Here is a 12,022-nt window from a genome sequence, read left to right on the forward strand (position 1 = left end):
TGGAAGCATTGACACGAAAAGAGGGTTTGTATTGAATTGGTTGACCAAAACATTAAAAAAAGTATTTTCAGAAGAATCAATAGAAAAAGAAGAAGTAATATTAATAGAAGAACTTGAGCAGACTACATACAGAGAGACCAAAACACCTTTCCGATTCCCTTTAATCAGCGATGATGAGAAAGATCGTTCAGAAGATACTGATTTAGATGATGGAGAAAAGGAAGAAGAATATCAACCTTTATATATGCATAAACAATGGCAGCAGAAGCGACAAAACACAGTTGTCCATCAAGCGACAAAACCAAGAGTAGAGCACTCAAGTATTCCGAGTCCAAGAGATAGCTTTTCGACCACAAGAGATAGCTTCCAAGAAGTAAAGCCAAGAATAACAAAAGTGCCTGTTCAGTCGAAGCTGTTTGTCCCTTCAGAAGTTCCATCCCCTATTCATGGTTTCAATCGTCCAAAAATATCTCCGATTGATGATCTATTAGCCAAAAAGAACTTGGGTGAAGTGAATAAAGAAACAGCGGCTACCATTATCGAAGAAAGTGAATCACCGTCGATTAAGCCATCTGGAACCATCATCAAACAAAGCGAACAGGAAATGAAAAAGCATCAACCTATCACAGAAAAAGAGATAGTTCGGGAAACACCTTTCCGTTCGAAAATATCTCCTTTTGATGAGTTGTTGGCTAAAAAGAATGAGATTAAAGTCGTTGAACAAGAGGCGAGTGTATTTGTTGAAGTTAAACCGACTGAAACAAACATTTCCAAGCAAGTAGAATCTGAAATGATCGAACAATCAGCAACAATCGAAAAAGAAGTTGTATATGAGTCCCATGTAAAGGTTGAAGAACAGTTGGATGTAGAGATGCCATCGACTATTGATGAGCAAGTAACCGACATCCCATTAACAGAAAAGAAAAAGAAATCTTTGCCTTTTAATGTGATGATGCTTAATTCTGATAAGGCAAAATATCAGCAAGCCACAACACGAACAAATATGATACCTACTATAATGCCAAAACAAAAGATTCCTAGTAAACCAATCGAACAACAGCCAGTGGATGCTCCTGTTGAAAGGTCGACTGGTCAGGACCAACAACCTGATCATGTAATTGTGGAAGATAGCCAGCCTGGCTATATTTTTCCGAGAGAGAGATATTTAGTACCACCTGAGCAAAAGACGCAAGATGACGAGTGGATGAGCATGCAAGCTGCTCGATTAATCGAATCCTTGTCTTATTTCCAAGTTAAAGCGGAAATTGTAAACATGGTTCAAGGTCCTGCTGTCACACAATTTGAAATAACAGTCGGTCAAGGGACGAAAGTAAGCAAAATTCGTAATCTGGCGGATGATTTGAAATTGGCACTTGCTGCGAAAGACATTCGGATACAGGCACCGATTCCTGGGAAAAGTTCGATTGGAATTGAAATTCCAAACCAAACGTCCCGTCCTGTCCGTCTATCGGAAGTTGTCGGGAGTTCAAACTTCACGGATTCTGACTCACCGCTTGAAGCAGCTCTCGGATTAGATTTGACTGGGACACCTATTACCATTGATTTGCGTAAAATGCCACATGGCTTAATTGCGGGAGCAACGGGATCAGGTAAGTCAGTTTGTATTAATTCTTTATTAATCAGCTTATTATATAAAGCCACGCCGAAAGAATTAAATTTACTCCTGATTGATCCGAAAATGGTAGAACTGGCACCCTTCAATCATATCCCTCATCTCGTCAGTCCCGTCATTACTGACGTAAAAGCTGCAACTGCTGCACTAAAATGGGCAGTAGAAGAAATGGAACGCCGTTATCAGCTGTTTGCTCATACAGGGGTAAGGGATATCACGCGTTATAATGCAATGGCAGAAGAGAAAAGACAATTTGCACAAAAAATGCCTTATTTGTTGATTGTTATTGATGAATTGGCAGACTTAATGATGATGGCACCTACGGAAGTGGAAGAATCCATTTGTCGGATTGCCCAAAAAGCACGTGCTTGCGGGATTCATTTAGTGGTCGCTACACAACGTCCGTCTGTAGATGTCATAACAGGACTGATTAAAGCAAATATCCCGACTCGTATCGCATTTTCAGTATCCTCACAAATAGATTCGCGCACGATTTTGGATGTCCAAGGTGCTGAAAGGTTACTCGGACGAGGCGACATGCTCTACCTTGGCAATGGTATGTCTGCGCCAATCCGTATACAAGGGACCTATGTAACGGATGAAGAGATGGAAGAAATTATTGAACACGCACGTAGTCAAGGAGAACCATCATATTTATTTGAGCAAGAGGAATTGGTACGTCGTCTGGAAGTGGCAGAAGATCAGGATGAGTTATTTGAAGAAGCGTGCCGATTTATTTTGGAACAAGGCTCTGCTTCAACTTCACTGCTTCAACGTAAGTTTCATATAGGCTACAACCGTGCAGCAAGACTTGTTGACTTAATGGAACAGCATGGATATGTTTCGGAATCAAGAGGAAGTAAAGCACGGGAAGTTTTCATTACAGAAAATGATTTACAGCTTCTCTTCAATGATTGACAATGGAATTGAGAATAACCCCAGCCAGGTCTATATAATTGTGGGAAAAATCGTTCATTTCTAGGCAAGATTAAATGATGATATAATGGGGTAAGGAATTATTGATAATAAAGTACGGGCACCTTTCCCAGGAGGTTTATACAAATGACAGTGTTTCATTTTACAGGAATTAAAGGGTCTGGCATGAGTTCACTTGCACAAATTTTGCACGATGCAGGGAACCAGGTTCAGGGATCTGATATAGAGAAACATTTCTTCACTGAAGATCCACTAAGAGAACGTGACATCAAAATCTTGCCATTTAACGCAGATAATATTGAAAAAGGCATGACCGTAATTGCGGGGAATGCATATAAAGACAATCATGAAGAACTGATTCGTGCTAACGAATTAGGAATCGATGTAATCCGTTATCACAAGTTTTTAGGGAACTTAATGGGTCAGTACATCTCGGTAGGTATTACAGGTTCACATGGCAAAACTTCTACAACGGGTTTGATGTCACATGTATTAAGTGGCTTTGCACCAACTTCATATTTAATTGGTGATGGAACGGGTCATGGTGAATCGCAAGCACAATACTTTGCTTTTGAAGCATGTGAATACCGTCGTCATTTCTTAGCATACCATCCTGATTACATGATCATGACTAATATCGATTTTGATCATCCGGATTATTTTGGTGGCATCGACGATGTGGTTGAGGCATTCCAATCAATGGCGCTTCAAGTGAATAAGGCCATTATTGCATGTGGTGATGATGAACATCTACAAAAAATCCATGCCAATGTTCCCGTTGTGTTTTATGGATTTGGCTCAGAAAATGACTTTGAAGCTCGTAATGTGGTGAAAACGACTTCTGGGTCTACATTCGATGTTTTCGTTCGAAATGAATTTTACCGGACATTTGAAATCCCTTCATTCGGAGACCATGCCGTACTAAATGCATTGGCTGTCATTTCGTTATGTAATTACGAAGGAATCCCTGCTGATATCATTCAGCAGCAGTTGCATACATTCGGTGGCGTCAAACGCCGTTTTTCTGAAACCAGAAAAGGAGAACGAATCTTAATTGACGATTATGCACACCATCCGACTGAAATCAAAGTAACCATCCAGTCGGCTCGTCAGAAGTATCCAAATCGTGAAGTCATTGCAATATTCCAACCTCATACGTTTTCACGCACGCGCACATTCCTTAAGGAGTTTGCAGAGAGCCTGGAAACGGCTGATAACGTATATTTGTGTGATATATTCGGATCAGCACGTGAAAATGCAGGAGACTTAACCATCGATGATTTATGTGATCTGATTGACAACTGTGTTGTCCTGAAAACCGAAGAAATTGATGTGTTACTGAAGCATCAAAATGCTGTATACTTATTCATGGGTGCAGGGGATGTTCAAAAGTTCCAAGCTGCCTTCGAACAAAAAATATAATTTCACAAAACTCTGGTCTTTTTTGACTGGAGTTTTATTTTTATGGAGGAAATAAAATGTTTTTGTGGAATAAAGATAACATAGATGTTTATTTACCGCTATGTGTGGGAAGATAGGTAGTATGTACAATCTAGAGGAGGAACTCGAATGGAAATAATATTATACATAGCAGCGTTGGTTGCAGCTATAGGCTTTCTCGTTCTTTGCGTTAGTCTTGCGATGACATTTACATCGCTGAAGAAGACGCTTAATGAATTTTCAGACACAATGTCTGGATTAGAAGGTCAATTACAAGGAGTAACAAGAGAGACAACAGAATTATTGCATAAGACAAATGGTTTGGCTTCAGATATTCAAAATAAATCTGAAAAACTTAACAGTGTTGTAGATGCCGTGAAAAATGTAGGGGAGTCAGTAAATGGCTTAAATACATCAATCCGACGCATTACATCGTCAATTACGACAGAGGTAGAACGCAATGAAGATAAGATTGCGCAAGTTGTGCAATGGAGCAATGTTGCTCTAGGCATTCGCGACAAGTGGAAAGAAAGAAAAGCAATTGAAGAAGCTAGAGCAGGTTACACGATTTATGCAAGCGAACCAGATAAATCAAATAGAGATACAAAAAAATAAGGGGGAACCAACATGACACAATTTAAACCAAATTATAACGAAGCGAAGTACAACCACGAGTTTTATTCGAATAAATCCAATCAGACGGAAGCCTATCTTCCACAAGCGTATGAGTATTCCAATGGACAGCACCGAGATCCAATTTATTCAAAATCAAGTGATGATATGAATTCTAAGGATTTCTTAATCGGTGCATTGGTAGGCGGAATTATTGGAGCAGCTACTGCTTTATTCCTTGCTCCAAAATCGGGTGCTGAGCTTCGTGGAGATGTGACAACTCAAGCTTCTTATCTAAAAGAAAAAACGGTTGATTTATCATCAACTGCCAAAGTAAAAACGTCTCAATTATCAACTCAATTAAAAGAAAAATCAGGTCCTTTGGTAGATAAGGTCAAGTCAATTAAATCAAAAACGCCAACATTAATGGATGATGGTACAGTTTCATCAGAAGGGGAAGAGCCAATTGACTTCATGGAAACTGTAACGAATACAGTGTCTGAAGTTGTTGGGGAAAGCTCAAACGAAACTTCAACCGCACAAGCATTAAAAGAAGCTGTAGAAGTCAAGAAAAGTCTATAATATTAAGTATTAAAAAGCCCGCATAGTTGATATGTGGGCTTTATCTTGTATAAAACAATGATTACAATTAGCATTAAAACTTTCGCGCGTTGAAGCGTTAAAGATGTTTTACGTGACTTTTAGAAATGTACATACTATAATGGTTCTATTATCAAAAAAAGCATCATACATCTTCCGTTTGAATTTCGTGGATTTTGTATGGGTAAGAGAGGAGATAAAGGTATGAGCCATCAAGAATTAGATAGCTTACGCACAAATGTTGACGAATTAAACTTAGAAATTCTTCGTTTAATCAATGAGCGTGCTGCAGTCGTAAAAGAAATTGGAAAAGTAAAAGAAAAGCAAGGTGTCAACCGATATGATCCTCTTCGCGAACGTCATATGTTGAACTTACTAAAAGAAAACAATGCGGGTCCACTACCGCAATCAACTGTAGATCATATTTTCAAGGAAATCTTTAAAACTGCATTGGAGCTTCAGGAAGATGATCACCGTAAAGCACTTCTTGTTTCTCGTAAAAAGAAAGCAGAAGATACAATTGTTGTGATTAATGGGGAACGCATTGGAGAAGGCAAGCCATCATTTGTATTCGGTCCATGTGCTGTAGAATCATTTGATCAAGTTGCAGCTGTAGCAAATGCAATCCAACATAAAGGCTTGAGAATGATCCGAGGAGGAGCTTACAAACCTCGTACATCACCTTATGATTTCCAAGGTCTTGGACTTGAAGGTTTGAAAATCCTTAAGCGTGTTTCAGAGCAATACAATCTTGCAGTTGTTTCTGAAATTGTGACACCTCATCATCTAGAAGAGGCATTAGATTACATTGATGTTGTTCAAATCGGCGCACGTAACATGCAAAACTTCGAGTTATTGAAAGCAGCAGGTGCCATTAACAAACCGGTGTTATTGAAACGCGGAATGGCTGCAACGATTGATGAATTTATCCATGCTGCCGAGTACATCATCTCCCAAGGAAATGATCAAATTATTTTATGTGAACGCGGAATTCGAACATACGAAAAAGCGACACGTAATACACTCGATATTTCAGCAGTTCCAATATTAAAACAAGAAACACATTTACCTGTGTTTGTGGATGTAACCCATTCAACAGGACGTCGTGATTTACTATTACCTACAGCGAAAGCGGCAATTGCCATTGGCGCAGATGGTGTTATGGCTGAAGTACATCCAGACCCAGCTGTTGCTTTATCTGATGCAGCACAACAAATGAACTTACAGCAATTTGACGAGTTTTACGATTCTCTTCAAAAGTTCATGAAATCATACGAATTTCAATCATAAGCATCTTACCGGTTCAATTTCTGAACCGGTATTTTTCTTTCGTTTGACGTAACGTTGGAAAACGTCAGAAAACTATTATATGATGGTATGAGATAGGGACCGAGCAGGGAGTGTAAGCACATGACAATTACAATTTATGACGTAGCACGTGAAGCTAGCGTTTCGATGGCAACGGTTTCACGAGTTGTTAACGGCAATCCGAATGTAAAACCGGCTACTCGGAAAAAAGTGCTGGACGTTATTGAACGATTGGAGTATCGTCCAAACGCGGTTGCCAGAGGACTGGCAAGCAAGAAAACAACTACAGTTGGAGTTATTATTCCAGATATATCAAATATTTTTTACGCAGAACTTGCACGAGGAATAGAAGATATTGCGACCATGTATCGCTATAATATTATTTTATCAAACTCGGATCAACGAGAAGATAAAGAGTTACAGCTCCTAGAAACGATGTTTGGAAAACAAGTAGATGGAATTGTGTTCATGAGTGAACATGTATCGACAGAGTTGTTAAATATGATGGAGCGTTCACCCGTACCGATCGTTTTAGCAGGTACAATCGATCCTTCAGGGAAGATGCCTTCTGTAAATATCGACTATCACCAGGCAGCTTATGAAGCGGTTAATCGCTTGCTTCAAAATAATCACAAACGAATCGCTTACGTTTCTGGGTCATTATCGTCCACCATCAATCGTGCATTCAAATTCACAGGCTATGAAAAAGCTTTAGGGGATGCAGGTCTTGATATGAACGAAGAATTGGTAGTGGAAAGTGAAGCCACTTATGACGCAGGGCATGCGGCATTCAGTAATTTAAAGAGTATGCAAGATGCACCTACGGCTTTCTTTGCAGGAAACGATGAACTGGCTATTGGGCTAATTCATGGAGCTCAGGATTCCGGTTTCCATGTTCCTAACGACATTGAAGTCATTAGTTTTGAAAACTCGAAGCTAGCACGAATGGTGCGTCCAGAATTAACGAGTATCGTGTTACCTCTATACGATATTGGAGCGGTATCTATGCGTCTGCTGACAAAATATATGAACAAAGAACAAATTGATGAGAAAACAGTAATATTGCCACACCGAATTGAAGAAAGAGATTCCGTGAAATAATGGAAGGAGTGGACTATGCTTAGCGTAGTCCACTCCTTTTTCAATGAGATCGAATTAAATAAAGTGCCTTGTTCAACACTTGTTTATTCTTTTCGGTAATTTCTTCTTTACGAGGTATGGGTTCATATAAGTTATCTGGATCCAACCAGGTGGGAATTAATGGTACGGGTGATTCCGGTTGCCATTTCTCCAACCACTCTTTCGGTAGATTAACTTGAGGAAGTGGAATATTATTCATTTCCATCCACAATAACGACCAGGCTCTTGGCACCACTCTCCATATATCGTATCCTCCACCACCGACGGCAATCCATTTGCCGTCACAATATTCGTGGGCAAGCTGATGGGCAAGCTTCGGAATCTCGTGGTAGATTTTCATGGTCCCATATAGATGCGTCAGTGGATCAAAATAGTGTGCATCTGCTCCATTTTGACTGATGATAACGTCTGGTTTGAAATAGGCAGCAATCTCTCGGAAAGCAGTCATATAAAGTTCCAAAAATGATTCATCTTCTGTAAAGGCGTCTATTGGTAAATTGAATGAAGTTCCATAACCCTGACCGGTACCACGTTCCGTTACATTACCGGTTCCAGGAAATAAGTATCTCCCAGTTTCATGAATGGAGATTGTACAAACATCAGGATCATCATAAAAGCTCCATTGTACACCATCTCCATGGTGAGCATCCGTGTCAATATATAGTACACGGGCTTTATACTTCTGCTGTATGTATTTAATTGCGACCGAACTGTCATTGTAGACACAAAATCCAGATGCGCGCCCATGAAAGCCATGATGCAGTCCACCACCAAGATTTAGGGCATGCGAAGCTTTATTTTCCATTACATAATCCACGGCAGTTAACGTGCCCCCAACCAAACGAGCACTGGCTTCGTGCATATTCGGAAAAATGGGAGTGTCATCGGTTCCAATACCGTAACTCTCTGTTTCTGCAGAAGTGACAAGCCCTTTGCTCGCTTTTTTGACGATATCAATATATCGTGCATCATGCGCAAGCAATAGCTCGTCATCCGTTGCAATGCGGGGAGCGATGATGTCTTCATCTGTAAGCGCATTCATTTTTTGCAACAAATCGGTGGTCAAAGTCAGCCTTTTCTGATTGAATGGATGGTTCTCAGAAAATTTGTAGCCCAATTGATCATCCGAATATATATAAACCGCATGTTTTTTTAGTTTGTCATTCCCGGCATGTTCGGCCATAGCACATCGAAACCTTCTTTACGTATATCTTCAATAATTCCGAGAGGGTTCATCGTCATTACACGGAATACCAAGATCTTGTTGTTGTCATTTTGGATATCTGGATACACAAGAACACTTAATACATTTGAATTATGATCATGAAAAACTTTGGAAACTTCAAATAATATACCAGGTTTATTCGGTACACGAACCTCAATTTGAGAACCTGGTTGGTGTGCGCCTGTTAATTCAATATATTTATATAATAAATCTGTTTCTGTAACGATACCAACTAATTTCCCACCACTGACGATGGGCAGACACCCTATTTGTTGATCATAGAAAATCGTGGCAACTTCTTCAACAAAGTCCAGCGGATGTCCGGTTATAGGATTTTTCGTCATAATTTCTTCAAGAGGTGTTGAGTATATATCCTGATTATGTCCTACCATCCGATTGGAAGGTGTGGCATCTTTGATATCTCTATCTGATACAATCCCTACTACTTTGCCTTCATTATCGGTAATCGGCAAGTGTCTGATTTTACTTTCACGAAGGAGACTGATTGCATCTTTAATCGAATGTGAAGGCTGTAAGGTCAGGACATTTGTTTTCATCATTTGTTCCACAATCATATGTCAAAAACTCCTTTGCGGATTAATACATAAATCGATTCATAAAACGTAACTGATCAAAGCGTTGAATGGATTCATTGTCAATGCGAGCACCAATTTTAGCCATTAAACAATTGGCCGGATGGGAGCTGATTTCTGGATCATCGGTTGCAAAGTATTCCAATCCACCTGCATTCATCATTTTTTCCATCACTTTTCGGTACTCCCATACATTCAGTCCAGTACCTTTTAAATCCCAATGCCAATAATACTCAGTAGTAATGGTGATATAATCTTCCATTGCATCATCCATCATCGAAACGTGAAGCAAGCTCTTTCCGACACCGGTTCCACGAAACTTTGGAATGACTTCAATGGCCCCCAGTTCAATTAAGTTGCTCATTTGCCCTTTCGACCAACGTTCCAAAGGGTCAGGATACAAGAATGTTACATAGCCCACAATGGTCATGTTGTCACGAGCTATAAGAATTCTGCCTTCTGGCAACTTAGCAATTTCGATGATTGCCTTATGTTGCTGGGCAGGAGGTCGGAATGCCACCAAATCATCATGAAAGTCGTAACGTGCAAGATCTGCTGATGATATAGGTCCTTCGATAATTAAATGGCCATGTTTAGTCTTCAATTCCATGGCATTATAGGTTTTTTTATGATCCATTTGTACACCACCTGAAAAGAATTACGTAGTTTCATTATACATGAAAAAAACATAAGGAAAACGTTTTCAATTTGATTAGAAGAGTCATAGTCGAAAAAGTAAAATTATTCGCCATTTACTTTCAATTTAATGTAAACTAGTATTTGTATCGTAATCGAGAGGGTGGTAGAAATGAAACTTGAAGTACTTCCGGTCGTTCAAGGAGATTATTTACTCCAAAACTACGACGAAACTGCAGCCAATTTCGATTGGAAAGAGGCAGAAAAGGCGTTTAGTTGGCATGTGACAGGTCGTATGAACGTGGCGCACGAAGCCATTGACCGTCATGCAAATTCAGACAGAAAAAACAAAATCGCTCTTTATTACAAAGATGCAATTCGTAAAGAATCTTATACGTTCAATGAAATGAAAAAATGGACAAACAAAGCAGCAAATGCCTTGAAAGCCCATACAAATCTTGAAAAAGGTGACCGTTTATTTATCTTCATGCCGCGCTCGCCTGAATTGTATTTTGCGTTAATCGGTGCTCTTAAAATGGGTGTAATTGTTGGACCATTGTTCGAGGCATTTATGGAAGGTGCAGTCTATGATCGTTTAGCGGATAGTGAAGCAAAAGCGATTGTGACGACCCCTGAGTTGTTAAATCGTATTCCGGTAGATAAATTACCTCACCTGGAAACAATCCTTTTAGTCGGCGAAAACGTGGAAGAAGATAATAAAACAGTAGATTTTATGAAACATTTGAAAGCTGCGTCTCAGTATTTCCAAGTGGAGTGGCTCGATAAAGAAGATGGATTGGTTCTTCATTATACGTCTGGTTCAACTGGCAAGCCTAAAGGTGTATTACACGTACAGGAAGCCATGGTACAACATTATCAGACTGCAAAATGGGTGTTGGATTTAAAAGAGCAGGATATTTATTGGTGCACAGCAGATCCAGGTTGGGTAACAGGGACCTCTTATGGAATTTTTGGTCCATGGTTAACTGGAACAACAATGGTTGTGTTAGGAGGACGTTTTTCTCCTGATGCATGGTACCAAGCGATTGAAGACTTCGGTGTAACGATTTGGTATAGTGCGCCAACCGCTTTCCGTATGTTGATGGGAGCTGGCGATGCTTTAGTGAAGGAATATGATTTATCTTCGCTGCGTCACGTTTTATCTGTCGGTGAACCATTGAATCCAGAAGTAATCAGATGGGGAGCAGAAGTATTCCGCCATCGCATACATGATACATGGTGGATGACAGAAACAGGCGCTCAGATGATTTGTAACTATGCGTGCTTGCCAATTCGCCCTGGATCAATGGGCAAACCAATTCCAGGTGTGAAAGCAGCTATCGTGGACGATCGTGGGGTTGAGTTGCCTCCATATCAAATGGGGAACTTGGCACTTAAAAAAGGCTGGCCATCAATGATGCGTCAAATCTGGAATAATCCTGAAAAATATCAATCGTATTTCCTTAACGATGAATGGTACGTTTCAGGAGATTCTGCTTACATGGACGAAGACGGGTATTTCTGGTTCCAAGGGCGTATTGACGATGTCATCATGACTTCTGGCGAACGCGTAGGACCATTTGAAGTGGAAAGCAAACTTCTCGAGCATCCATCAATTGTCGAAGCGGGTGTAATCGGAAAACCGGATCCAGTTCGTGGAGAAATCATTAAAGCATTCGTAGCATTAAAAGAAGGTGTTGAACCTTCAGACGAATTGATTGCTGATATACAACAATTCGTGAAAAAAGGATTAGCTGCACACGCTGCTCCGCGTGAAATTGAATTTAAAGACAAGCTACCGAAAACACGCAGTGGGAAAATCATGAGACGTGTGTTAAAAGCGTGGGAACTTGATTTACCAACAGGCGATTTATCTACAATGGAAGATTAATGAAAATG

Annotated in this window: 10 protein-coding genes; 7 read left to right on the forward strand and 3 right to left on the reverse strand. The window is 40.0% G+C overall.

All coding sequences use genetic code 11. The annotated features are described in order from the left end of the window. Positions 1-31 precede the first annotated feature (31 nt). The 6 genes from HMPREF1210_RS00355 (at position 32) to ccpA (ending at position 7,630) form a co-directional block, all read left to right on the forward strand. Positions 32-2,551, forward strand: a complete 2,520-nt coding sequence (locus HMPREF1210_RS00355) for a DNA translocase FtsK (RefSeq protein WP_016426589.1) — start codon at positions 32-34, stop codon at positions 2,549-2,551. Between the two features lie 144 nt (positions 2,552-2,695). Next, positions 2,696-3,991 carry a UDP-N-acetylmuramate--L-alanine ligase gene (gene murC / locus HMPREF1210_RS00360; protein WP_016426590.1) on the forward strand — a complete coding sequence of 432 codons (1,296 nt, stop codon included), beginning with the start codon at positions 2,696-2,698 and terminating at the stop codon, positions 3,989-3,991. Positions 3,992-4,138: 147 nt separating this feature from the next. Continuing rightward, positions 4,139-4,624, forward strand: a complete 486-nt coding sequence (locus HMPREF1210_RS00365) for a DUF948 domain-containing protein (RefSeq protein ID WP_016426591.1) — start codon at positions 4,139-4,141, stop codon at positions 4,622-4,624. Positions 4,625-4,636: 12 nt separating this feature from the next. Next, positions 4,637-5,203, forward strand: coding sequence for a YtxH domain-containing protein (locus HMPREF1210_RS00370; RefSeq protein WP_016426592.1), 567 nt, complete (start codon positions 4,637-4,639; stop codon positions 5,201-5,203). A 222-nt stretch (positions 5,204-5,425) separates the two neighbouring features. Further along, positions 5,426-6,511, forward strand: a complete 1,086-nt coding sequence (locus HMPREF1210_RS00375; RefSeq protein WP_016426593.1) for a bifunctional 3-deoxy-7-phosphoheptulonate synthase/chorismate mutase — start codon at positions 5,426-5,428, stop codon at positions 6,509-6,511. A gap of 120 nt (positions 6,512-6,631) precedes the next feature. Then, entirely contained in the window at positions 6,632-7,630 is a 999-nt protein-coding gene (gene ccpA, locus HMPREF1210_RS00380) for a catabolite control protein A (protein WP_016426594.1), read from the forward strand. Positions 7,631-7,670: 40 nt separating this feature from the next. On the opposite strand, the gene HMPREF1210_RS00385 is transcribed toward ccpA, so the two are convergent. From HMPREF1210_RS00385 to HMPREF1210_RS00395, 3 genes are read right to left on the reverse strand one after another with little or no spacing between them, the layout of a single operon-like run. Next, a complete protein-coding gene (locus HMPREF1210_RS00385; protein WP_016426595.1) occupies positions 7,671-8,852 on the reverse strand; it encodes an acetoin utilization protein AcuC in 1,182 nt (393 codons plus the stop codon). Continuing rightward, positions 8,822-9,469, reverse strand: coding sequence for an acetoin utilization AcuB family protein (locus tag HMPREF1210_RS00390; RefSeq protein ID WP_016426596.1), 648 nt, complete (start codon positions 9,467-9,469; stop codon positions 8,822-8,824). Before HMPREF1210_RS00390 ends, HMPREF1210_RS00385 begins: the two co-directional genes overlap by 31 nt. Before the next feature lie 22 nt (positions 9,470-9,491). Continuing rightward, a complete protein-coding gene (locus HMPREF1210_RS00395; RefSeq protein WP_016426597.1) occupies positions 9,492-10,124 on the reverse strand; it encodes a GNAT family N-acetyltransferase in 633 nt (210 codons plus the stop codon). Between the two features lie 171 nt (positions 10,125-10,295). Between HMPREF1210_RS00395 and acsA the strand changes: the two genes are divergently transcribed. Continuing rightward, on the forward strand, positions 10,296-12,014 hold the full coding sequence (gene acsA / locus HMPREF1210_RS00400) for an acetate--CoA ligase (RefSeq protein WP_016426598.1): 1,719 nt from the start codon (positions 10,296-10,298) through the stop codon (positions 12,012-12,014). Positions 12,015-12,022 lie beyond the last annotated feature (8 nt).

Source organism: Paenisporosarcina sp. HGH0030 (genome assembly GCF_000411295.1).
Taxonomy (GTDB): Bacteria; Bacillota; Bacilli; order Bacillales_A; family Planococcaceae; genus Paenisporosarcina.